Genomic DNA, 23,571 nt, shown 5'->3' with positions numbered 1-23,571 from the left:
ACCGGGCGCTATTCTAAAGTGAAGGGCGGCGCTGAGCGCGCCTCTTTTCACGGCATAATCGGCACTTAATCCGCTGGATCTTTAATCCCCCCATCATTCATGAAGGGTTAACCATGCACGTACTGGTCTGTGAAGACGACGAACTGATCGCCAGCGGCATCGTGGCCGGGCTCGGCGCCCAGGGCTTTACCGTCGAGCGCGTGGCCACGGCCGCGGCCGCACGCGCGATGCTCAAGGCAGCCACGTTCGACATCATGGTGCTCGACCTCGGCTTGCCCGACGAAGACGGCCTCAAGCTGCTGCAGCAACAGCGCAGCCAGGGCCTGGAAATTCCGGTGCTGATCCTCACGGCGCGCGATTCGGTGACCAACCGTGTCGATGGCTTGCAGGCCGGTGCCGACGATTACCTGCTCAAACCCTTTGACCTGCGCGAACTGGCCGCACGCCTGCAAACCCTGTTGCGGCGGGTTGCCGGGCGCCGGGTCAACCTGATCGAACACGGCCATCTGGCCTACGACCCCAGCAGTCGCGAAACCTTCCTGGCCGGCCAGCCGGTAGACCTTTCCCGTCGGGAGCAAGCCCTGTTGCAGGCCCTGCTGCATAACAAAGGCCGGGTGCTCTCCAGCGAACAGCTCAAGGACAGTGTCTACGGGTTCAACGACGAACTGGAAAGTAACGCCCTCAACGTGCACATCCACCACCTGCGACGCAAATTGGGCAACGGCATCGTCGAGACCGTGCGTGGCCTGGGTTATCGCCTGGGTACGGCTGATGGTGGTGTGGCTGACGAAGGAGACCACGCTTCGTGATGAGCCTGCGCCTGCGCCTGACGTTCAAGCTGGGCGCTGCTTTTGTGCTGATCTGGGTGCTGGCGGCGGCCTGGATGCTCAACGATCTGCGCAACCAGATGATGTTTTCCCTCGACCAGCGTTTGGTGGCGTCGGCGCGCATGGTGGCAGGGTTGACCGAGCAAATGCCCGGCCTGGCCAGTGTGAGCGCGGGCACGCGTTTGCGCACCGAGCAACTGAACGTGCCGGGCGGCATGGCTTGCCAGGTCAGCTCCGTGCGCGGGGAAATCCTCGCACGCAGCCACATGACCCCGGATGAAGGCCTGGAGTCGCGCAGGAGTGGCTTTCGCGATCAGGTGATCGACGGCGTAAGCTGGCGCAGTTTCACCTTGTCTCGGGGCGACTTGCTGATCACCACCGCCGACCGCCAGGTGGAGCGCGAGGCGTTGAACCTGTCGATATTGCTGGCGGCTTCGGTGCCGGTGGGTGTCGCCCTGCTGGGCTGCCTGTGCTTGCTGTGGCTGGGCATCGGCCAGAGCCTGTTGCCGCTCAACCGCATGCGCGATGCATTGATGCGCCGCAGCGCGGACTCCCTCGAACCGCTGCAGATTCATCCGTTGCCCAGCGAGTTGAAACCGCTGCTCGATACCCAGAACCAACTGTTGCAGCGTATCGCCAAGACCATCGAACGTGAGCGCCGCCTCACCGGCGACGCCGCCCACGAACTGCGCAGCCCGCTGACGGCGATCAAGACCCACCTGCAAGTGGCGCGCATGACCGAAGGTGCGGCGCGCGACCAGTCCCTGGCGCATGCCGAAGAAGGCGCCGACCGCTTGCATCGTACATTGGAGCAATTGCTGCTGTTGGCGAGGGTGGAGGGCAGCCTGTCGTTCGACGACGGCCTGCAATCGAGTGCTGAGCAAGTCGCGCGGCTGGCGATCCAGGATGCGAACGCTGGCGACAACCGGCGCATCGATCTGCTCCTCGCGCAGAACCTCACGCAAACGCCGGTGGAAATGCCGGTGGCCCTGGCCGTCGCGGCCCTGCGCAATCTGTTGGATAACGCTTTGCGCCATACCCCGCACGACACCCGTGTGGAGTTGAATGTGTTCGCCACGGCCGACACGGTAGTGTTTCGCGTGCGTGACCATGGCAAGCAAATCTCCAGCGAAGACCTGCAATACCTGACCCAGCGCTTCTGGCGCAATGGCAGCAGCGAGGGCTGTGGCCTGGGGTTGGCGATTGTTCAGGCAATCGTGCAACGCTGCTCTTGCTCCTTGACGTTCGACAGCCAGCCGGATGGTTTGCGGGTCGATCTGGGCATGCCATTGCGGCGCTGATCAGTTCTTTTCAAGTAGCAAAAATAGTTACCGCCCCTGCTGGCATTCATCCCTTCAGGATGGCGGTAATGTTTTTGCGCTTGAACGGGCCGAATGACTCGGCCTGTACTGAAAAGGACGGTTCTTATGTTGGTGATCGACAGCAGTTTCCCAGCCAGGGATTTCAATCAACGCAACGGTGAACCCGTGCGCCAAGTGATCCTGCATTACACGGCGGCGCCCTTTGCCTCGTCCCTGCGTACCCTCACCCAGGATGGCGTCAGTGCTCACTACCTGGTGCCGGACGCGGATGACAGCGGCTACCGGGCGCTCGGCTATGACGAATTACGTGCGTTTCGCCTGGTGCCTGAGGACCAGCGCGCCTGGCATGCCGGAGTGAGCCATTGGGCTGGGCGGGGTAACCTCAATAGCCGCTCCATTGGCATCGAGATAGTCAACGTGGCGCGCGATAATGGCGGCGTATTTACCTTTCCTGCTTACGGTGAGGAGCAGGTTGACGTGTTGGTTGCGTTGATGCGCGACCTACTCGCGCGATACCCGCAGGTTGGGCCGACTGACGTACTTGGGCATTCGGATGTGGCGTATTGGCGCAAGAGTGATCCGGGGCCTCGGTTGCCTTGGCGGTGTTTGTTCGAGGCCGGGATCGGGGCCTGGTTTGATGAGTCGACGCGGGGGCTGTATCAACGGCGGTTTTCGTTGGGGCTGCCGCCGGAAGTAGAGGTGGAGCGGGCGTTTCAGCGGTATGGCTATAAGCCGGCTGAGAATCGCCGGGCCTTTGAGTTGAGAACGCGGGCGTTTCAGATGCACTTTCGAAGCCGCGATTATGGTGGGGTTCTGGATGGCGAAACGTGTGCGATTTTGTATGCGTTGAATGAGCGGTACCGGGCGGCGTGAGCTTGAGTGCTCGGCGCAGCCCATCGACCTGATGCACTGAGATCCAAGGGTGGCAGCGGGCTTGCTCGCGAATCCACTCAAAAACCATAACAAGCCTAAATCCACTCAGCGCTGGTGCGTCTCCAGAACATGAAGTCCGTGCGCATCACGGATCGGCAGTTTGGTCACCCCACCCGCGTATTGAGGGATCGAGAGATGTCAGTCGCTACCAGCCGTATCGAAGACGCCCCGGTGTATGCCAACCCGGCACCCGCGGAAACGCTCTACCAATTCGACGAAACCCCACTGTTGGCCCGCCAACGCCAGCAGGAATCCAACGCCCGCAGCTACCCACGGCGTATCCCCCTGGCCCTCAAGCGTGCCAAGGGGATCTACGTGGAAGACGTGGAAGGCCGCAGTTTCATCGACTGCCTGGCGGGTGCGGGCACCTTGGCGTTGGGCCATAACCACCCGGTGGTGATCGCAGCCATCCAGCAGGTCCTCAGCGACGAGCTCCCGCTGCACACCCTCGACCTGACGACGCCGGTCAAGGACCAGTTCGTGCAGGACCTGTTCGGCCTGTTGCCTGCAGCGCTTGCGCAAGAAGCGAAAATTCAGTTCTGCGGCCCCACCGGCACCGACGCAGTGGAAGCCGCGTTGAAGCTGGTGCGCACGGCCACCGGTCGTAGCACGGTGCTGTCATTCCAGGGCGGTTATCACGGCATGAGCCAGGGCGCACTCAGCCTGATGGGCAGCCTGGGGCCGAAAAAGCCGTTGGGCGCCTTGCTCGGTAATGGCGTGCAGTTTCTGCCTTTCCCCTATGACTACCGCTGCCCCTTCGGCCTGGGTGGCGCGGAAGGCGTGCGGGTCAATCTGCATTACCTGGAAAATCTGCTGAACGACCCGGAAGCCGGGGTGTTGTTGCCGGCGGCGGTGATTGTCGAGGTGGTGCAGGGTGAGGGCGGGGTGATTCCGGCCGATCTTGATTGGCTGCGGGGCTTGCGCCGCATCACCGAGCAGGCGGGCGTGGCGTTGATTGTTGATGAAATCCAGAGCGGTTTCGGCCGTACCGGCAAGATGTTTGCCTTCGAGCATGCCGGCATCATCCCGGATGTGGTGGTGATGTCCAAGGCCATCGGCGGTAGCTTGCCGCTGGCCGTGGTGGTGTATCGCGACTGGCTCGACACCTGGCTACCGGGCGCGCATGCCGGGACCTTCCGTGGCAATCAGATGGCGATGGCGGCGGGCTCGGCGGTGATGCGTTACCTCAAGACCCACGACGTGGCCGGTCATGCGGCCGCCATGGGTGAGCGCCTTGGCGAACACCTGCGCATCCTGCAGCGGGATTTCGCGTATCTGGGGGATATCCGTGGTCGCGGGTTGATGCTGGGCGTGGAACTGGTGGACCCGAACGGCAGCCTGGATATCCAGGGACACCCGCCGGTGCATCGCCAACTGGCCCCGCTGGTGCAGCGTGAATGCCTCAAGCGTGGCTTGATCCTGGAGTTGGGCGGTCGGCATGGCTGTGTGGTGCGCTTCCTGCCACCGCTGGTGATTACCGCCGCCGAGGTCGACCGGGTTGCCGAGATCTTCGGTCGCGCCTTGGCGGCAGCGGTCGCCAGCCTCTAATTTTTCGCAAGCCCGGTACGTTTCTACAGATATCAGTGCTGCGCATGGTGCGCAGCCAGCCTTGTTAGCGATGGAGAACAGCAATGACCTCAGTATTTGACCGCGACGACATCCTGTTTCAGGTAGTGGTCAACCACGAAGAACAGTATTCCATCTGGCCCGACTACAAGGTCGTACCGGAAGGCTGGCGCACCGTGGGCAAGAGCGGCATGAAGCAAGAGTGCCTGGCTTACATCGAAGAAGTCTGGACCGATATGCGCCCCCTGAGCCTGCGCCAGAAGATGGATGGCGCTGCGCTGGCTGGCTGACACACGGTCGGAGCGGGCTTGTGTGGGAGCGGGCTTGCTCGCGAATGCGGTGTATCAGTTAACGCAAGTATTGACTGATCCAACGCCTTCGCGAGCAAGCCCGCTCCCACATAAAGCATTACGGCTGCGTGTTGGTATACAGATAATCCGTGGCCAACGACGCCAGTGTCCGCACTCCCACCACCAACGCCGACTCGTCCACAAAGAACCCCGGATTATGGTTCGGTGGCGCTTTGCTCATGTCCTGGTCCCTCGGCGTCACGCCCAGAAACACAAACAGCCCCGGCGCTTCCTTGGCGTAAAACGAGAAGTCCTCGGCGCCGCCCACCAGCGGCCCTTGCACCACATCATCGTTGGCCGCCCAGCGCAGGCTTGGCAGCATTTTCTCGGTCAGCGCCGGGTTGTTGATGGTGGGGTCGTACTTCTCGATGATGGTGACTTCGGCCTTGGCGCCGCCACTCTCGGCGATTTTTTCCACGGTCTGACGCACATCCGCGTGCAGCTTCTGGCGAATGCCGTAATCGTAGGAGCGAATGGTGCCGCTCATGTCGAGCGACTCGGGGATGATGTTATAGCGCGTGCCGCCGTTGATGGTGCCAATGCTCACCACCGACGGAAATGACGAGATGTCGGTACGCCGGCTGACCACGGTTTGCAGGCCAACAATGGTCTGCGCGCCGACGGTGATCGGGTCGATGCCGTCCCAGGGGCGGCCGGCGTGGGTCTGTTTGCCGAGGATCTTGATGCGCAGGTCATCGGAACTGGCCAGGGTCGGGCCCGGGCGGTAAGCGATTTGTCCGGCCGGTACGCCGGCCCAGACATGCAGGCCGAACACCGCATCCGGCTTGGGTGCCTTCATCACGCCTTCCTGCACCATCATTTTCGCGCCCCAGGTGTTCTTGCCGTCGGGGATAAAGTCACTCGGGCCTTCTTCGGCCGGCTGGAAATAAAACACCACGGTGCCGGGCAGGCGGTCGCGCATGCCGGTCAGGATTTTCGCTGTGCTGAGCAGGATCGCGGTGTGGGCGTCGTGGCCGCAGGCGTGCATCACGTCGACCTCTTTGCCCAAGTAGGTGCCTTTGGCCTTGGAAGCGAAAGGCAGGTCGGCGACTTCCTTGACCGGCAGCGCATCCATGTCGGCGCGCAGGGCGACGGTGGGGCCGGGCAGGCCACCCTTCAAGATGGCGACGACACCGGTGCGGGCCACGCCGGTTTTCACCTCAAGGCCGAGGTCGCGAAGTTGTTTGGCAACCAACTCGGCGGTGCGTGTTTCGGTATTGCCCAATTCGGGGTGAGCGTGGATATCGCGGCGGGTTTCCAGCAGGCTCGGCTCCAGCGCCTTGGCCTGGCTGGCGATTTCCTCGCGGGCGCTGTCCTGGCCACTGGTGGCGGCAATGACCGCGCTGCTGGCGACCCCGCACAGTACGCCGAGAACCCATCGGTGTGTCAGACCATTCAAACGCATAACGACCTCTCCTGAGTTTATTGTTGTTGATCTTTCTCCTGCACGCTGCCGGCGGTCACCACCTGCACACTCAAGCGTGGCGTGGCCAGATCCAGCCCGGCCTCATCCAGATGGCGCTTGAGCGACAGGTTGAACGCCCGCGACACTTCCCACTGCTTGATCGGCGCGGTTTTAAAGCGCGCGCGCAGGATCGCACTGCCGGACTCAAAGCTTTCCACGCCCTGAATCTCCAGCGGCGACCAGATGTTGCGGCGTTGCAGTGGGTCGTTGCGCATTTTCTGGCCGACGTCGCGCATCAACTTGATGGCGTCATCGATTTCCATGTTGTAGGGGATCGCCACCCGGAAGATCGCGTAGCCGAACTCCCGCGAGTAGTTCTTGATGCTCTTGATTTCGCTGAACGGAATGGTGTGCACGATGCCGTCGATGTCCCGCAGGCGCACGGTACGAATGGTCAGGCCCTCGACGGTGCCGAGGTGGCCGCCGACGTCCACGTAGTCATCGATGGCCAGGGAGTCTTCGATGATGATGAACAGGCCGGTAATCAGGTCCGCCACCAGCGATTGCGCACCAAAACCGATGGCCAGGCCGATCACACCGGCACCGGCCAGCAGTGGCGTGACGTTCATGCCCATGTTCGCCAGGGCGACGATCGCGGCGATGATAAAGATGGTCACGAACAGCACGTTGCGGATCAGCGGCATCATGGTCTGCGCGCGCGCGTTGGCCAGGCCTTTGCGCGAACGCGTGAGGGCGTGGTGGATCGCGGTGTCGCTGAGGATCCAGATCAACCAGGCAAACAGCAGCGTGCCGCCGAGGCCGAACAGCTTGACGCTGATTTCATGGCCGTCACCTTCGGTAAAACGAATCAGCGACAGGCCCCAGACGCGCAAGCCCAGCTCGATAAACGCCAGCCACACGACCAAATGAGCCAGGGTGTACACGAAGCTTTTCAGGCGCTCGGAGTACAGCGCGTGACGCTTGTGCCCGCGTAGCGGCTTGAGCGCATGACGGCGCACCAGGCCGTTGATCACCATGCACAACACCAGCAACACCGTGCATAGCAACGATTGACGCAGGGCGGTGCTGGTGTCGCCAGCGGACAGGAAGGTGGCAAACAGCGAGATGCCCACCAGCAACAGCGCCGGTAAATACCAGAAGCTGCCGATAATCGAGAGCGTATCGGTGAGGGCGCGACGTGTGAGGCGCCGGGACAGCGGTTGGTTGCGGATCAGGTGGGCGATCGGCCGGCGGAAGCGCAGGATAAACACGCCGGTGGACAATGCCGCCATCACATTGGCGACGGTCGCGGCCGTGTGGGCCAGGTGCTGACCCAGGGCCTGCATCATTCGCGGGTCGCTCAGCGCTTCACCGAAGGCGGCGAAACTGCCGATCAGCCACAGCGGGCGGAAGGCCTGGCGACGCAGGATGTAGAGCGCACGGTGGCGGTGCGGGCCGTCGAGTACGGAGAAGGCAATCACGCAGATCGCCGAGAAACAGGTGCCGACCACCAACGCATAGGCCAATACCATCGCCAGGGATTTGCCCAGGGACGAGGGCAGCACATAGCTCAGGTAAACCGTGATGACCAGGGCGATCAGCCACGGCCCCAATTTGCGCAGGGCGAAGCGCAGCATGTCCCAGGTGCGTGGGTGTTGCGGCAGTTCCTCGGGCAGGCCGAAACGCTCGCGTACGCGATGGCTGAGCCAGATCAGGGCGGCGGCCAGCAGGCTCCAGACCGCCAGGATGACGGCAAAGCCGAAAATGATCGGCAGCCATTCACTGGCCGGCATCATCAGCGCGCTGAGTTCATCCTTGGCCAGTTCAACTTCGTCGGACCAGCGCCCCAGCGGGCTGTCGGCACCGGAAAACTGTGCCTCAAGGCCGGCCAGGGTGCCGCCGATCAAGCCGAGAACGCCTTGTTCGGCGGCGGGTTGGGCCTTTTGCGTGGCTTCGCGCAGCTTTTTTAAATCGCTCAGCAACTGAGTGCGTTGCCGGTCGTTTTCCAGGGTTTTGATGACCTCGTCCAACGACTGCCCCAGCGGCACGTCGGCCTGGGGCTGGGTCTTGTTGGTGCTGCCCAGCAAACCGGGCAAGCCCACGGCTTGGGCAGGCGTGAGCGGCAGCAGCATCAGCAGGGCGATCAGGAAACAGCAGGGCAGGGCACGAAGACGGGAAAACACGAGGCGGTCAACCTTGGAAACGACGAATTGACCGAGTGTACGAGGCCGTTATGCCCAATGCGAGTGCATTTGTCATTCCGCCAGTTTGGCGAGGATTTTGTAAACCACGGTTCCCAGGATCAGCAGCATACCGACCCACATGCCAAACACGCCGACGGGCTTGTCGCGAAAGTTGAAGCCGGTCGCGAGCAGGATCATGCCGATCAGGATGGGGATAAGCATGGCGTGGAAAGAGGACATGGAGATCATGGGGCGACGGCCTTGTCAGAGTGGGAATACTGACAAGTCTAGGCCGGATTATCAGAAGTGCAGATGATGCAGGTCAGTTTGCAGGCGAGCTGTACACAAAACCCAATGTGGGAGGGGGCTTGCTCCCGATGACAGTCTATCAGCCACTAAAATGTTGACTGACCCACTGCTATCAGGGGCAAGCCCCCTCCCACATTTTTGACCGAGTTGCCCTGCAAATTCAGGGCAGGTCGCGGCTCGCGTAGAACGCACCCAGTACCTTGACCAAATGCGCCAGGTCATGGCTGCCGCACAGTTCACGGATGGAGTGCATGGCAAACGTCGGCAGGCCGATGTCCACGGTGCGCACGCCCAAATGGCTGGCGGTGATCGGGCCGATGGTCGAGCCGCAGCCCATGTCGCTGCGTACCACGAAACTCTGCACCGGGACTTCCTGAGCCATGCACAGATGGCGGAAGAAACCGGCGGTTTCGCTGTTGGTGGCGTAGCGCTGGTTGCTGTTGACCTTGATTACCGGGCCCGCATTCAGTTTCGGGCCATGGTTGGCGTCGTGTTTCTCGGCGTAGTTCGGGTGGACGCCGTGGGCATTGTCCGCCGACACCAACAGTGATTTCTGAATGGTGCGTACGAACTCATCACCTTCCGGCAACAGGCGGCGCAGGGTCTGTTCCAGCATCGGGCCGTCGGCACCGCAGGCCGAGCAGGAGCCGACTTCTTCGTGGTCATTGCACACCAGCACACAGGTTTCATCGGTTTCGCTGGTGAGCAAGGCTTGCAGGCCGGCGTAGCACGACAGCAGGTTGTCCAGGCGGGCGCCGGCGATGAAGTCGCCATTCAGGCCAATCACCGCTGCACTTTGGGTGTCGTAGAAGCTCAACTCGTAGTCGAGTACCACGTCGGCGTTCAGGCCGTGTTCGCGCGCCAATTGCTCGGTGAGCACGGCGCGGAAGTCCACGCGCTCGTCACCGGCGAATTGCGCCAGGATCGGCGGCAGTTCGGTTTGGGCATTGATCGCCCAACCCTGGTTGGCTTCACGGTTCAGGTGAATAGCCAGGTTGGGGATGATGGCGATGGGCAGCTTGAAGTCGATCAGTTGGCTCTCGACCTTGCCGTCGCGGCGGAAGGTCACGCGGCCGGCCAGTGACAGGTCGCGGTCGAACCACGGGGCCAGCAGCGCACCGCCGTAGACTTCCACACCCAACTGCCAGAAACCCTGGCGCTGCAGCTCCGGCTGGGGCTTGACCCGCAGGCACGGGCTGTCAGTGTGGGCGCCGACCAGGCGAATCCCGCCCTGCAGCGGCGAGTGGCGACCAAGCTTGAACGCGATGATCGAGGAATCGTTACGGGTCACGTAATAGCGACCGTTGGCCTCGGTGGCCCAGGTTTCGCGCTCGTCGAGACGCTGGTAACCGGCCGCTTCCAGGCGCTGGGCGAGGGCGGCGGTGGCATGAAAAGGAGTAGGGGAGGCCTTGAGGAAGTCGATCAGGCCTTGATTCAACGCTTCGCGCATAAATAGCTCCAGACAGCAATGCGCGGAGTTTACCGTTCGATGGCCAGAAGTGCACATTACAAATGTGGGAGGGGGCTTGCTCCCGATAGCGGGGTATCAGCGAACTATTCAGTGGCTGATACACCTTAATCGGGAGCAAGCCCCTCCCACATTTTTAATGCAGTGCCAACTTAGAAAGGGGCCGGGCACTCAAAGCGCAGCCGCTCGCCGCTTTGCGGGTGCGTAAAGCTCAACATGCTCGCATGCAGGCACAGGCGCGGCCAGGCGGCCAGGGCTTGTTCATGGGCGTACAAGCCATCACCCAACAACGGGTGGCCGATCGACAGCATATGCACGCGCAACTGGTGTGAACGGCCGGTAATCGGCGTCAGCTCGACGCGGCACCAATCGCCGCAACGCTCCAGCACTTTCCAGAAGGTCAGCGCGTGCTTGCCGAACTCATGGTCGACTACATGGCGTGGCTTGGTCGGCGGGTCGTAGCGCAGGGGCAGGTCGATGCTGCCGCTGTCCAGTGTCGGCTGGCCCCAGGCCAAGGCGGTGTAGGCCTTTTCGGTTTCGCGGTCGTGAAACTGGCGGGACAGTTCGCGGTGGGTGTCGGCGTCCCGTGCGAGCAGGATGATTCCTGAGGTTTCCCAGTCCAGTCGATGGACTATGCGGGCCTCGGGGTAACCGTTTTCCTGCAGGCGGGTGATCAGGCAGTCCTTGTTGTCATCGGCGCGGCCGGGCACCGAGAGCAGCAAGGTCGGCTTGTTCACCACCAGGACGGCGTCGTCCTGATGCAGGATATGGATATTGGACAGCGGCATTAAACAGCCTCGTAACAAACGCCAACGGCGGCTCGCTCACCCGGTTCCCGCCAGGGGATCAAGGTGACCGAGCCGCCGTGGCGGGCGCCTTTTCGATTAACGATCAGGCAGGGTGATATTGAGTTCCAGAATCGAGCAGCTGCCGTCGTTTTCCAGGGCGACGTGCACGTCATCGTTGCCGATATTGACGTACTTGCGAATCACCTCGACCAGTTCCTTCTGCAAGGCTGGCAGGTAGTCCGGTGTACTGCGTTGGCCGCGTTCGTGCGCCACGATGATCTGTAGACGCTCTTTCGCTACCGACGCGGTACTTGGCTTTTTGTTGGCGCGAAAGAAGTCGAGAAATTTCATTGTTTAGTTGCCTCCAAAGATACGCTCGAAGAATCCCTTCTTCTTTACATCGAGGAAGCGATGTTCCACGGTCTTGCCCAGCAAGCGATCTACGGCATCGCTGTACGCCTGGCCGGCGTCGCTCTGGTCGTCAAGAATCACCGGCACGCCCTGGTTGGAGGCTTTCAGCACGGCTTGGGATTCCGGGATCACGCCCAGCAGGGTGACGGCGAGGATTTCCTTCACGTCTTCAACACCGAGCATTTCGCCGTTGCTGACGCGCTCCGGGTTGTAACGGGTGAGGAGCAGGTGTTCCTTGATCGGGTCTTCGCCTTTCTCGGCGCGCTGGGACTTGCTGGCCAGCAGGCCGAGCATGCGGTCCGAGTCACGTACCGAGGAGACTTCCGGGTTGGTGACCACGATGGCTTCATCGGCGAAGTACATCGCCAGGTGAGCACCGGTTTCGATACCGGCCGGGGAGTCGCACACCACGTATTCGAAGGTTTCTTTCAGTTCGGCGAGGACTTTGCCTACGCCTTCTTTGGTCAGCGCGTCTTTGTCGCGGGTCTGGCTGGCAGCCAGCACGTACAGGTTCTCAAGGCGCTTGTCCTTGATCAGGGCCTGTTGCAGGTTGGCTTCGCCGTTCACTACGTTGACGAAGTCATACACCACGCGGCGTTCACAGCCCATGATCAGGTCGAGGTTACGCAAACCGACGTCGAAGTCGACGATGACTGTCTTGTGGCCGCGCAGAGCGAGGCCGGTACCGATAGCGGCGCTGGTGGTGGTCTTACCCACACCACCCTTGCCGGATGTAACCACGAGAATCTTGGCCAAGGTGTTTCACCCCTAAGGAAAAAGGACTTTTCGGTCCCTGAAAAACATCTCTTGAAACTCGCTGCAGGCGGACAGCCTTTGTAGGAAAAATATGTTGTTCGCCAAAAGGAAAGCCAACTTCTAATTATTCCTACACAAGTCTTGCCGGTTTCGCTGTGCTATCAGAGTCTAGAGATGCTTGGAAAATGCGGCAGTATCCGTTAAAGACGGATGATGTTCAACACATCGCCCGACAGGCTGACTTGTACCCCGGCTCCCCACAGCGGATCACGGCGCAAATCTTCTGAAACCTTGTACTGGCCTGCGATCGACACTAGCTCAGCGGTCAACTGCTGGCAAAAAATCCGCGCTTTGGTATCGCCCTTGATGCCGGCGAGGGCACGTCCGCGCATCGGGCCGTATACATGGATGTTGCCATCGGCCAGAAGTTCCGCACCCGGACTCACCGGCGCAATCACCACGAGGTCGCCGCCCTGGGCGTAAATTTGCTGCCCGCCGCGTACGGGGGAGGTGATGATCTTTGTCGGCTTGACCGTGGGCTCCGGCGGTTTTTCCGGTTTTTTCTTCACTTCACCTTCCGTCGGGTCGAGCGGACGCTCGCGGGCACCGGAGGGTGGCAGTACTGGCAGTTCAATGGCGATTGCTGCGGCAATGTCTTCGATACGGCTGGCGCGAATCGCCAGGGTGCGCAAGCCATGGGAGCGGCACACGCGCATCAGGCCGGGCAAATCAATCGCGCCTTGGCCTGCCGGGAGTTTGTCCAGGGCCAGCACCAGTGGGGCATTGTTGAAAAAATTCGGTGCCAGGGCGACCTTGGCGGCCAGTTGGCGGTCGAGGGCGTCGAGGTCATTGCGGGCCAGCTCCAGCACGGTGATGGCGAGCATGCTGCCTTTCAGCTGGAACACGGGATCTTGGTCTAGCGGTTCGGTTTGGCTCATGGTCGGCAAAAGCGGCTTGTCACGAAAAGTGTCGAGACTTATAACGAGAACATCCACGGGCCGCAAGCCGAGTCGAACCGTTGTAGAATGCGCGGCCCTTGTCTTTACCGGAATCTGTAATGGATCGCCCGCGTTTTCGAGCTGTATTTCTTCACCCGCGTTTTTGGCTGTTATGGCTGGGACTCGGCCTGTTGTGGCTGATCACTCAGTTGCCCTACCGGGTGCTGTTGACCATTGGTCGTTTACTGGGCGCCGGCATGTACCACGTCGCCGGCGATCGCCGCCGCATCGCCGCGCGCAACCTTGAGTTGTGCTTCCCGGAAAAGTCCGCCAAGGCGCGCAAGCAGTTGCTCAAGGCAAACTTTGCGTCCACCGGCATCGCGTTTTTTGAGATGGCCATGAGCTGGTGGTGGCCCAAGTCGCGTCTGGCACGCCTGGCCCATGTCGAAGGGCTTGAGCATCTGAAGCAGGCGCATCTGGACGGCAAGGGTGTGATCCTGATGGCCCTGCATTTCACCACCCTGGAAATCGGCGCAGCCCTGCTCGGGCAGAAGCACACCATCGATGGCATGTACCGCGAGCATGGCAACCCGCTGTTCGACTTTATCCAGCGCCGTGGCCGTGAACGGCATAACCTCGATTCCCTGGCGGTCGAGCGTGACGACGTGCGTGGCATGCTCAAGTTGCTGCGCTCGGGCCGGGCCATCTGGTACGCGCCGGACCAGGACTACGGTGCCAAGCAAAGTATCTTCGTGCCGTTGTTCGGGATCCAGGCCGCTACCGTGACCGCCACCAGCAAGTTTGCGCGCCTGGGCAAGGCGCTGGTGATGCCGTTTACCCAGGAGCGCCTGGCCGATGGCAGTGGTTACCGCCTGGTGATCCACCCGCCGTTGAGCGACTTCCCTGGCGAGACCGATGAGATCGACTGCCTGCGTATCAACCAGTGGGTCGAAGCGTCGGTACGCGAGTGCCCCGAGCAATACCTGTGGACCCACCGGCGCTTCAAAAGCCGGCCACCGGGTGAGGCTAAGCTGTACGAAAAGCGCCGTCGATAACGCTACCTTTTTCCCACATGGAGTGACGCAATGCGCCCAGCCGAACCGGTCACAGGGTTGATTCTTTCCGGCGGTGGGGCGCGAGCGGCGTATCAGGTAGGGGTACTGGCGGCAATCGCCGAACTGTTGCCACCGGGGGCAGCGAATCCGTTCCCGGTGATTGTCGGCACCTCGGCCGGTGCGATCAATGCGGTGAGCCTGGCCAGCGGGGCCATGGATTTCACCGCCGCTGTCCAGCGCCTCACCGCCTTCTGGCAGGGCTTTCGCAGCCACTTGGTGTTGCGCAGCGACTGGCCAGGCGTCATCCACCAAGCCAGTCGCTTCCTCATCCACAGCCTGCTGGGCCTGGGCGCCCCAGTCCCGGTCGCACTGCTCAACAGTGCGCCGTTGCGGCATTTGCTCAACGACCGGTTGAACCTGCAGGGCATTGACGAAGCCATCCGCCAAAAACAACTGCATGCGGTGGCGGTCACGGCGTTTGGTTACGAATCCGGGCAAGCGGTGACCTTTTACCAAGGTGGCGGCACCATCAATGCCTGGCTGCGGCATCGGCGTATCGGTTTGCCAACCCAGCTGACAATCGAGCACCTGCTGGCCAGCTCGGCGATACCCTTGCTGTTTGCGCCGGTCAAACTCGACCAGGAGTTTTTCGGCGATGGCGCCGTGCGGCAGCCGGCGCCCATCAGTCCAGCGCTGCATTTGGGCGCAAACCGCGTGCTGGTGGTGGGGGTGAGTGGCAACCCAAGGGGTAATGAACCGTCGACCCAGCGCACTTACACCGGCCAGCAACCCACCCTGGCGCAGATCGGTGGGCACATGCTCAACAGCACGTTCATTGACAGCCTGGAAGGTGATATCGAACTGCTTGAGCGTCTGAATCAGTTCAGCCATGCCGCGCCTGAGTTGGCCGCGGTGGAGGTGTTGGTCATTGCGCCGAGCCAGCCGATCGATGAAATTGCGGCGCGGCATCGGCAAGAGCTGCCGGCGGCGTTGCGCCTGTTCTTGCGCGGGCCTGGGGCGACCAAGACCAGTGGGGCAGGGGTGTTGAGTTACTTGCTGTTCGAGGCCGGGTATTGCAGCGAGTTGATTGAGTTGGGGCGCAAAGATGCGTTGGCCAAGCGCGAGGACCTGTCGAAGTTCCTTGGCTTGACGCTGAACTGAAGGTGGGAGCGCGCAAGCCCGCTCCCACCGTTTGGCTACGATGTTGTTTAGAAGTGGTACTTGACCAGAAAGCTCGCGGTGTCCTGGTTCGTCTTGAACGCGCCGCTGTCTTCAATCCCGTACTTGTTCTTCCAGTAGTCGTATTCGAAACCGACATACAGTTGCTTCTCGCCCCAATGCAATGCCTTGCCCAGGTCGTATTTGACCTGTGGGTTGAAGTGCAGGTTGGCGTGGTAAGTGCCACGGGCGTTTTTGTCGTTATCCACGACCCAGTCCATGAAGCCGTCGATCAGCACGTCGGAGTTGCCGACCGGGAGGGTGTACGACCAGACGGGTGTGATCTGCCATACGCCGTCACCCGGGCGATTGCCTTCGGTCTGGCGTTGGTAGAAGTTCAACTGGAAGTAGTCGAAACCGGGAATGTTCAAGTCAAAAGCCGGGCCTAGCAGGTACGACTCGTTATCGCCTTCGCCGAACTCGTAAGTGAAGGCCAGCAACACATCTTTGATCGGGCCGAATGACAGGTCCTTGTCGAAAATCTTGCCGAATGACAAGCGCGGGCTGAACTCACCGTAGTAAGTGCTAGGGCCGACGTTGCCATCTTCCTTGCCGTTGTAAAAGATGCGGTCGACAAACAGGAAGTTGTCGCCGTACTTCCAGGCATCGGCATGTTCGAAGGTAACGGTTTGCTGGATCTGCGGGTTGACGGTGAAGTTCTTGCCCCACAGGTAAGTCAGGCTGTTGTTCTGCCACTGCAACAAATCACCGGCCACTGCCTGGCTGCCGGCCAGCAGGGATCCCGCCAGCATCAGGCCTTTGAACATAGGTTTCATTCGGTTGCTCCCGAGTTAAAGTTTTATGGTTTTTTCTTCTACGCAGACGCTCTGGTGTGGCGCCTTTTGGTTCGCTGCAAAAATCGTCTGTTCGGTCAGCTTTAATGCTTTTAGCAAGAGCTGCGCCAAGGTGTTTAAAAAGCCAAAAAATCCCCGTCGGCTGCATCGGGTGCAGTCGAATTCAGAGGGTTTTTGCACACATTGGCAGCTGCTGCGGGGCCGGGATAAGTTGGCCTTTAAGTCAGCTTTTACATTGGCTGTTTTTTTTTGAGTCGATTTGAGCGGGCGCGGAGAATACTGGCTCACAAGCCTTGGCTCAAGTGCGCTGTAAAAGAGCGCGTGGGGCAAGAATGGGGCGCGGCGTGTGGCCGGCCCCTGGTGCAGGGTGTGCATGCGGTGTTCCCTGTGCGTGATGGTTTTTGTTGTTCTTATTAAGAGCAGGCAGGAATCAATGCGTAGCGGCGACCACAGGTCGTTCAGCGCCGCCGAGAATGTTGAACAGTACATTCAGCGACAACGCGCTGAGGGTGGCCATGGCAATCCCGCTGTGGGTTATCGGGTTCATCCACAGCGGCAGTTGCGCTAAGAAATCCGGGCGCACCACCGGGATCAGGCCCATGCCGATACTCACCGCCACCAGCAACTGGTTGCGGCGGTCGGCGATGTCGGCTTCCTGCAGGATCTTGATGCCGGTCGCTGCGACCATGCCGAACATGGCAATCGCCGCACCCCCCAATACCGCCGGTGGAATCGACGCCACCAGAAACGCGGCTTTGGGCAGCAGGCTGAGCACAATCAGAAAGGCCCCGGCCATGATCGTCACTGAGCGGCAGCGCACGCCGGTCATTTGCACCAGGCCGATATTCTGGGCGAACGAGGAGTGGGTAAAGGTGTTGAAGAACCCGGCGAAGAACGACGCGCCGGCATCACACAACAAGCCACGGCGCAGCATCTTCGGCGTGACGTCCTGGCCGGTAATCTTGCCCAGGGCGAGGAACATGCCGGTGGATTCGACAAAGATGATCACTACCACCAGACACATCGACAGGATCGGCGCCAACTCGAATTTAGGCAGGCCGAAATGCAGCGGCGTCACCACTTGCACCCACGGTGCCTGGGCCAGGCCGCTGAGGTCGACCATGCCGATCATGCCGCACAGGCCGTAGCCGAGGGCCATGCCGATCAGCACCGAAATATTCACCCAGAAGCCGCGCATGAAGCGGTTGATCAGCAGGATGGTCGCCAGCACCAGCGCGGCAATCGCCAGATAAATCGGCGAGCCATAGGAGGCGGCAGCGCTGCCGCCGCCGGCCCAGTTCACCGCCACTGGAAACAGCGACAGACCGATCGCCGTGATGACGGTGCCGGTGACCAACGGTGGAAAAAAGCGCACAACCTTCGACATGAACGGCGCGATGACAAGGCCGAAGAACCCGGCGGCGATGGTCGCGCCGAAGATGCCCTGCAAGCCGATCCCCGGCATGCCGGCCATGGCGACCATGCTGCCGACGGCGGCGAAACTGGCGCCCATCATCACCGGCATGCGAATGCCTACAGGGCCGATGCCGAACGACTGCACCAGGGTGGCGATACCGGCGACGAGCAGGTCGGCGTTGATCAGAAAGGCGATTTCTTCACGGCTCAGGCCGGCGGCCTGGCCAATGATCAGGGGGACGGCGACGGCGCCGCCGTACATCAGCAAGACGTGTTGCAGGCCTACCAGAATCAGTTGCAAGAGGGGCAGCCGCACCATGGCGGGTGCGGCGGGAATCTGCGGTTCGACTAACTCGGTCATGCAACACCTCGAATCTTTTTATTGTTGTGTTGTTCGGCATTCAATTGCCGGGTGGAACGCAATCTTCAAAGCACCACAAATCCCCTGTGGGAGGGGGCAAGCCCCTTCCCACATTGGAGCGCTGTGCATCAGTTAATTGGTGCGCGCCCCCTGGTTGATCCAGGTGCCGATCAAATCCCGTTCCTGCTGGGTCATCTGGGTGATGTTGCCCAGCGGCATGATCTGGCTGGCCACGGCCTGCGCTTGAATACGCGCCGCCTGCTGCTGGATCTGCGCCGGGGTGTCGAACATCACCCCAGCCGGTGCGGTGCTGAACAACGGGCTGGTGGGCTTGGCCGAATGGCACACCGCGCAGCGTTCCTGAATCACCCCATGCACCTTGTCGAAATCAACCGATGCCTGCGCGGGCGCAGGTGCAGCGGCAGGCGCTGCGGGGGCTGCCGGCGCGGCAGGTTTCAAGCCGCCACCCAAGGCGGTTTCCGGCAATGGCTGGTATTCGATCGCAGCAGGCACCTTGGCCACATCCGGTGCAGTCGCCACGGGTTTCGGGCCGGTCACGTACGCCAGGCAAATCATCGCCAACGCGCCAACCGGCAAGGTCCAGGCATATTTCTGGCTGTTGTGGCGGGTGTTGAAGTAGTGACGCACCAACACGGCCGCCACGGCGATACCGGCGAGGATCAGCCAGTTGTATTGGCTGCCATAGGTGCTCGGGAAGTGGTTGCTGATCATGATGAACAGCACCGGCAAGGTGAAGTAGTTGTTGTGACGCGAACGCAACAGGCCCTTGGCCGGCAGCGCCGGATCGGGTGTGCGGTTCTCCGCGATCGCCGCCACCAGTGCGCGCTGCGCGGGCATGATGATGCGGAACACGTTACCGACCATGATGGTGCCGATCACGGCGCCCACATGCAGGTACGCACCACGGCCGCTGAACACCTTGCTGAAGCCGTATGCGGCGGCAATCAACAGCACGAACAGGATCAGGCCGAGCAGGGCGGGGCGCTTGCCCAGTGCCGAATCGCAGAGAAAGGAGTAGATGAACCAACCGGCCAGCAGCGAGCCGAGGCCCAGCAATACACCTTCCGGACCGCTGAGGCTGCTGCCCGGGGCCAGCAGGTACAAGGTCGGGTTGGCGTAAAACACCACGCACAGCAGCGCGATGCCGGACATCCAGGTGAAATAGGCTTCCCATTTGAACCAGTGCAGGTTGTCCGGCATGGTCGGCGGGGCCAGTTTGTATTTCTCCAGGTGGTAGATACCGCCACCGTGGATCGCCCACAAGTCGCCGGCCAGGCCGTCCTTGGGGTTGACGCGATTGAGGTTGTTTTCCAGCCAGACGAAGTAGAAAGAAGCGCCGATCCACGCGACGCCGGTGATCATGTGAACCCAGCGCACGCTCAGGTTCAGCCATTCCATCAAATGTGCTTCCACAGTCTTTACCTCTCGCCTGTCACTCTGTTGTCGAGTGATCAGACCTTCTCTTATTGGTGGGGGGCGAGGATCAAACGCTCATCCTCTTTGAAAAAATGCTCATCGCAGTTATTGCCTGTGCCACTGCGATCAACCACCAGGAAGTCATCCCGCTTTTCGATCGTCAGCACCGGGTGGTGCCAGACGCCGCGATGGTAATTAATGCCCTGCCTGCCGTTGGTAACGAAGGCGCGGACCAAGCCCGATACAGGTTCATCGCCAAGTGGCGCGACCACGATCAGAAAGGGGTTGCCGAGCAGCGGTATAAAAGCCTGGCTGCCCAGCGGGTGTCTCTCCAGCATGCACACGGTCAATGGCATGTCCTGCGCGTCGGCGCGGAAGATGCTGATGATGGCGTTATCTTCCGGCGTCGCGGTTTGCACCGTCGCCAGTTTATGAAAGCGCATGGTCGACCCGTTGTTGATCATGAAGTGATCGCTGCCATCGGTTTCGATAACGTCTCCGAAAGGGGCGAAGGCTTCTTTGGTCAGGGGTTCGATCATCAGTGTGCGCATGGCTGTCTTCTTATCCGGATTCTGTGTTGTTTGTTCTGGCGCCTTTGCGAGCAGGCCCGCCCCCACATTTGGAATGCATTCCCCTGTGGGAGCGGGCTTGCTCGCGAATGGCATCACCGCTTACTTCGAAACCTTGCCCAAAACCCGCAGGCGGCTCACACCCCCATCCGGGAACACATTCAAACGAATGTGAGTGATCGGGCCCAATGCCTTGATCTGCTCGGCGAAGGTGTGTTCAGCGTGCATCTCCAGTTTCTGCGCCGGCAGCAGTTCGCGCCAGAACAGCGATTGGGTTTCGATCTGGCTGTCGGTGCCGCCCTTCACGAATGCGCCCTGGATCGAGCAGGTGTCGGGGTAGTTGCCCTTGAAATGCAGGGTGTCGACGATGATCTTCTCGATTTCACCCGGATGGCCCAGGGCGACGATCACCCAGTCATTGCCCGGTGTACGCCGACGCGCGGTTTCCCAGCCGTCGCCCATGTTGATGCCGCGGCCCGGGTTGAGGATGTTGCTCATGCGCCCGAAGTGTTCGTCGGAACAGGCCAGCGCACGACCGCCGTTCAAGGCGGCGGCCAGGTCGACTTGCTCGTTGTCACCCACCGACGACCAGTCGCGGAACGGCACACCGTACACACGCAGGCGGGCCACGCCGCCATCCGGGTAGATGTTGAAGCGCAGGTGGCTGAAGGCCTGGTCGTTGTTGATCTCGTGGTAGTGGTGGCTGTTGCCTTGCAGCTCGACGGCCGAGAGCACTTCCACCCACTGGGTGTTTTCGTCAGGATCGCCCGAGGCCAGGAAGCAGGCTTCCAGGGAGGCCGATGGCGGGAAGTTGCCGGTGAAGAATGAAGTGTCGATGTCCACGCCTTTGATCGAGCCCGCAACGCCCAGGCGGATCACCGCGCTGTCGTAGCCTTCAAAGCGCTTGCGGCGCGACTCCCAGCCGTCCATCCACTTGCCGTTGTCATCGAAAACGCCCTCCTTCCACACGGCCGGAGTCGGCTGGAACAGGCGGTTGGCGTCAGCGAACCAGTCATCGGTCACCGACAGAATCTTGGTGCCCAGACGGGCGTCGGCCAGGTTGACGAACTTCTCGAAAGGTACGGCGTAAGCTTTCATTCTTCTTGTCTGCCTTGAGTTAAGTGGCTTGGGATGCTCGCCAGGCCCTGGGCGTCATGAGCGCTCGGGCCAGGTCTGCTAAAGGGTCAGTAATCGGAACAACGCGATTTTATTGATCTCGGCCAGCGCGCATTGGAACTCGGTGTCTGCCGTGTTGTGAATGCGCGTTTCGAACGCAGCCAGGATCTGATGCCGGTTGCTGCCTTTTACCGCCATGATGAAGGGAAACTTGAACTTGGCTTTGTAAGCCTCGTTCAGCTCGGTGAAGCGCGAAAACTCGTCGCTCGAGCATTGGTGAATACCGGCGCCAGCTTGTTCATTCGTGCTGGCTTCGGTCAACTCGCCCTGGACGGCGGCTTTGCCGGCCAGGTCCGGGTGAGCGTTGATCAGCGCCAGTTGGCGGGCATGATCGGCACTCAACAGGATGTCGCTCATGCGCTGGTGCAGGGTTTCGATCTCATTGATCGAGGCGTCCTGGCCCAGGTCGAAAGCCTTCTCGGCTACCCATGGCGAATGTTCGTAGATGTCGGCGAAGGCGTTGATGAATTCATCGCGGCTCAGGGTCGCCGGCTTCAAGGTTTGGAACGCAGTCATTTCGCCGCTCCCGTATACGGATGGGTGGCGTGCCAGTGACGGGCAATGTCGACTCGGCGAGTGAACCACACCTGTTCGTGACTTTTGGCGTACTCGATAAACCGCTGCAGAGCGGCCAGGCGGGCAGGGCGGCCGATCAGGCGGCAATGCAGGCCGATGGAAAGCATTTTCGGCGCTTCGGCGCCTTCGGCATAGAGCACGTCGAAGGCGTCTTTGAGGTACTCGAAAAAGTCGTCGCCCTTGTTGAAACCCTGGACCTGGGTGAAGCGCATGTCATTGGTGTCCAGGGTGTAGGGAATCACCAGGTGCGGCTTGCCGGTGGGGTTGTTCGGTTCCCAGTAGGGCAGGTCGTCGTCATAGGTGTCGCAGTCATAGAGGAAACCGCCTTCCTCCATCACCAGCCGCCGTGTGTTCGGGCCGGTGCGGCCGGTGTACCAGCCCAGTGGGCGTTCGCCGGTCAGTTCGGTGAGGATGCGGATGGCTTCGAGCATGTGCTCGCGCTCCTGGGCCTCGTCCATGTATTGGTAGTCGATCCAGCGATAGCCGTGGCTGCAGATCTCGTGACCGGCAGCGACCATCGCGCGGATCACATCCGGGTGGCGCTGGGCGGCCATGGCCACGGCGAAGATGGTCAGCGGGATATCGAAGGCTTTGAACAACTTGAGGATGCGCCACACACCGGCACGGCTGCCGTACTCGTACAGCGACTCCATGCTCATGTTGCGCTCGCCTTGCAGCGGTTGGGCCGAGACCATTTCCGAGAGGAAGGCTTCGGACTCTTTGTCACCGTGCAAAATATTGCGCTCGCCGCCTTCTTCGTAGTTCAGTACAAAAGACAACGCGATGCGCGCCTTGCCCGGCCAGTGTGGGTGAGGAGGGTTACTGCCGTAACCGATCAGGTCGCGTGGGTAGTCAGCGCTCACTGCAGTCTTCCTTCTTGTGCGTGGTAGCGGTGTGTGTGGCGGCCGGGCAGTGAAAAGACTGGGTGGCGTCACAGCGATGAGTGATTGTATACAACTTATCGCGAACTTTGTAAGCCCGCATTTCTGCATTTTTTCTGCAGCGTGCGGTGAATAGGGCTTAGCAAGAAACTTGCCTAACTGGTCAGCTAATGGACAAAAGGTCGTTTGAAAGCAAGGATTACCCATCAATTGCCTTGCCGATTAAGCCAGCCGGGAGGATCGCAGGGTTTGTGATTTTTATTGTGTACAATTTTTTTAAAAAGTGTCTTAATCAGCCATCGCCGGCTTTTTCGATGCCCTGAAAAAGTGCAGGTTTCTCTTCAACTGACTTCAGGAGGCACGTAGACGCCATGGGACGTTTGACCACACACGTTTTGGACGCCGCACACGGCTGCCCCGGCAATCACATCAAGGTCGAGCTGTACCGCGTCCAAGGCGCGCAGCTGGAACTGGTCGCCACCGCCACGACTAACAGCGACGGCCGTTGTGATGCACCGTTGCTGCAAGGCGACAATTACGTCAGCTGTGTCTACCAGCTGCAATTCAACGCCGGCGATTACTACCGCGCCCGTGGCGTGCAATTGCCTGACCCCGCGTTCCTCGACGTGGTGGTGCTGCGCTTCGGCATCAGTGCCGAACAGGACCACTACCACGTGCCACTGCTGATTTCGCCTTACAGCTACTCCACCTATCGCGGTAGTTGAGCGTCACCTCGCTTCACACCCCCAAAGCTCTTCGTTGGTTTTTCGCCCGCCCACACTGCGGGCTTTTTTTTGCGCGTTGCGCGTTCAATTATCTAGTGCCTTTTGAA

At 60.8% G+C, this 23,571-nt stretch carries 24 protein-coding genes; 8 read left to right on the top strand and 16 right to left on the bottom strand.

Annotation, left to right across the window (positions count from 1 at the left end; genetic code table 11):
* Positions 1-113: 113 nt before the first annotated feature.
* The 5 genes from A7D21_RS02960 (at position 114) to A7D21_RS02940 (ending at position 4,938) form a co-directional block, all read left to right on the top strand.
* On the top strand, positions 114-809 hold the full coding sequence (locus A7D21_RS02960; RefSeq protein ID WP_069551038.1) for a response regulator transcription factor: 696 nt from the start codon (positions 114-116) through the stop codon (positions 807-809).
* Positions 809-2,128 (top strand): ATP-binding protein, encoded by a 1,320-nt coding sequence (locus A7D21_RS02955; RefSeq protein WP_053257257.1) that lies wholly within the window; start codon positions 809-811, stop codon positions 2,126-2,128. The genes A7D21_RS02960 and A7D21_RS02955 overlap by 1 nt, the downstream gene beginning before the upstream one ends.
* A 126-nt stretch (positions 2,129-2,254) precedes the next feature.
* Positions 2,255-3,022, top strand: a complete 768-nt coding sequence (locus A7D21_RS02950; RefSeq protein WP_069551037.1) for an N-acetylmuramoyl-L-alanine amidase — start codon at positions 2,255-2,257, stop codon at positions 3,020-3,022.
* A gap of 195 nt (positions 3,023-3,217) precedes the next feature.
* Positions 3,218-4,630, top strand: a complete 1,413-nt coding sequence (locus A7D21_RS02945) for an aspartate aminotransferase family protein (RefSeq protein ID WP_053257255.1) — start codon at positions 3,218-3,220, stop codon at positions 4,628-4,630.
* Between the two features lie 83 nt (positions 4,631-4,713).
* Positions 4,714-4,938 carry an MbtH family protein gene (locus A7D21_RS02940; protein WP_053257254.1) on the top strand — a complete coding sequence of 75 codons (225 nt, stop codon included), beginning with the start codon at positions 4,714-4,716 and terminating at the stop codon, positions 4,936-4,938.
* Positions 4,939-5,056: 118 nt separating this feature from the next.
* On the opposite strand, the gene A7D21_RS02935 is transcribed toward A7D21_RS02940, so the two are convergent.
* From A7D21_RS02935 to minC, 8 genes are all read right to left on the bottom strand, one after another.
* Complete coding sequence (locus A7D21_RS02935) at positions 5,057-6,403, bottom strand: amidohydrolase (RefSeq protein ID WP_053257253.1); 1,347 nt, start codon at positions 6,401-6,403, stop codon at positions 5,057-5,059.
* 17 nt (positions 6,404-6,420) lie between these two features.
* Complete coding sequence (locus A7D21_RS02930; RefSeq protein ID WP_053257252.1) at positions 6,421-8,586, bottom strand: mechanosensitive ion channel family protein; 2,166 nt, start codon at positions 8,584-8,586, stop codon at positions 6,421-6,423.
* Between the two features lie 72 nt (positions 8,587-8,658).
* On the bottom strand, positions 8,659-8,835 hold the full coding sequence (locus A7D21_RS35735; protein WP_167353709.1) for a hypothetical protein: 177 nt from the start codon (positions 8,833-8,835) through the stop codon (positions 8,659-8,661).
* Between the two features lie 220 nt (positions 8,836-9,055).
* A complete protein-coding gene (locus A7D21_RS02925) occupies positions 9,056-10,345 on the bottom strand; it encodes a M18 family aminopeptidase (RefSeq protein WP_053257251.1) in 1,290 nt (429 codons plus the stop codon).
* 170 nt (positions 10,346-10,515) lie between these two features.
* Complete coding sequence (locus A7D21_RS02920; protein ID WP_053257250.1) at positions 10,516-11,151, bottom strand: RluA family pseudouridine synthase; 636 nt, start codon at positions 11,149-11,151, stop codon at positions 10,516-10,518.
* A gap of 96 nt (positions 11,152-11,247) precedes the next feature.
* A complete protein-coding gene (minE, locus tag A7D21_RS02915) occupies positions 11,248-11,502 on the bottom strand; it encodes a cell division topological specificity factor MinE (RefSeq protein ID WP_003175252.1) in 255 nt (84 codons plus the stop codon).
* A 3-nt stretch (positions 11,503-11,505) separates the two neighbouring features.
* Positions 11,506-12,318 carry a septum site-determining protein MinD gene (minD, locus tag A7D21_RS02910; RefSeq protein WP_003209098.1) on the bottom strand — a complete coding sequence of 271 codons (813 nt, stop codon included), beginning with the start codon at positions 12,316-12,318 and terminating at the stop codon, positions 11,506-11,508.
* A 200-nt stretch (positions 12,319-12,518) separates the two neighbouring features.
* The gene (gene minC, locus A7D21_RS02905; RefSeq protein WP_053257249.1) at positions 12,519-13,256 is read right to left on the bottom strand and encodes a septum site-determining protein MinC; all 738 of its coding nucleotides are present in this window, start codon (positions 13,254-13,256) and stop codon (positions 12,519-12,521) included.
* Positions 13,257-13,375: 119 nt separating this feature from the next.
* Here minC and A7D21_RS02900 point away from each other — a divergent pair, with 119 nt between their 5' ends.
* Together A7D21_RS02900 and A7D21_RS02895 are read left to right on the top strand one after the other, a co-directional pair.
* The gene (locus A7D21_RS02900; RefSeq protein WP_053257248.1) at positions 13,376-14,311 is read left to right on the top strand and encodes a lipid A biosynthesis lauroyl acyltransferase; all 936 of its coding nucleotides are present in this window, start codon (positions 13,376-13,378) and stop codon (positions 14,309-14,311) included.
* A gap of 30 nt (positions 14,312-14,341) precedes the next feature.
* A complete protein-coding gene (locus A7D21_RS02895; protein ID WP_053257247.1) occupies positions 14,342-15,472 on the top strand; it encodes a patatin-like phospholipase family protein in 1,131 nt (376 codons plus the stop codon).
* A 47-nt stretch (positions 15,473-15,519) separates the two neighbouring features.
* On the opposite strand, the gene A7D21_RS02890 is transcribed toward A7D21_RS02895, so the two are convergent.
* The 8 genes from A7D21_RS02890 to puuE form a co-directional block, all read right to left on the bottom strand.
* Positions 15,520-16,305: an outer membrane protein OmpK gene (locus A7D21_RS02890; RefSeq protein WP_053257246.1), complete on the bottom strand. Its 786-nt coding sequence runs from the start codon at positions 16,303-16,305 to the stop codon at positions 15,520-15,522.
* Between the two features lie 15 nt (positions 16,306-16,320).
* Entirely contained in the window at positions 16,321-16,698 is a 378-nt protein-coding gene (locus tag A7D21_RS35115) for a hypothetical protein (RefSeq protein WP_141718195.1), read from the bottom strand.
* A 55-nt stretch (positions 16,699-16,753) separates the two neighbouring features.
* Positions 16,754-18,100 carry a nucleobase:cation symporter-2 family protein gene (locus A7D21_RS02885; RefSeq protein WP_069551036.1) on the bottom strand — a complete coding sequence of 449 codons (1,347 nt, stop codon included), beginning with the start codon at positions 18,098-18,100 and terminating at the stop codon, positions 16,754-16,756.
* 132 nt (positions 18,101-18,232) lie between these two features.
* On the bottom strand, positions 18,233-19,534 hold the full coding sequence (locus A7D21_RS02880; RefSeq protein WP_069551035.1) for a urate hydroxylase PuuD: 1,302 nt from the start codon (positions 19,532-19,534) through the stop codon (positions 18,233-18,235).
* A gap of 50 nt (positions 19,535-19,584) precedes the next feature.
* Complete coding sequence (locus A7D21_RS02875; RefSeq protein WP_017479983.1) at positions 19,585-20,088, bottom strand: ureidoglycolate lyase; 504 nt, start codon at positions 20,086-20,088, stop codon at positions 19,585-19,587.
* Positions 20,089-20,208: 120 nt separating this feature from the next.
* Positions 20,209-21,204 (bottom strand): allantoicase, encoded by a 996-nt coding sequence (gene alc, locus A7D21_RS02870; protein ID WP_053257243.1) that lies wholly within the window; start codon positions 21,202-21,204, stop codon positions 20,209-20,211.
* 78 nt (positions 21,205-21,282) lie between these two features.
* Positions 21,283-21,798: a 2-oxo-4-hydroxy-4-carboxy-5-ureidoimidazoline decarboxylase gene (gene uraD / locus A7D21_RS02865; RefSeq protein ID WP_053257242.1), complete on the bottom strand. Its 516-nt coding sequence runs from the start codon at positions 21,796-21,798 to the stop codon at positions 21,283-21,285.
* Positions 21,795-22,721, bottom strand: coding sequence for an allantoinase PuuE (gene puuE, locus A7D21_RS02860; protein ID WP_053257241.1), 927 nt, complete (start codon positions 22,719-22,721; stop codon positions 21,795-21,797). The genes uraD and puuE overlap by 4 nt, the downstream gene beginning before the upstream one ends.
* 389 nt (positions 22,722-23,110) lie before the next feature.
* On the opposite strand from puuE, the gene uraH reads away from it, so the two are divergent.
* On the top strand, positions 23,111-23,464 hold the full coding sequence (gene uraH / locus A7D21_RS02855; protein WP_069551034.1) for a hydroxyisourate hydrolase: 354 nt from the start codon (positions 23,111-23,113) through the stop codon (positions 23,462-23,464).
* Positions 23,465-23,571: the final 107 nt, after the last annotated feature.

Source organism: Pseudomonas sp. AP19, from assembly GCF_001728855.1.
GTDB lineage: Bacteria > Pseudomonadota > Gammaproteobacteria > Pseudomonadales > Pseudomonadaceae > Aquipseudomonas > Aquipseudomonas fluorescens.
The sequence above is the reverse complement of the archived record's forward strand: the minus strand, read 5'-3'. Positions and strand labels throughout refer to the sequence as shown.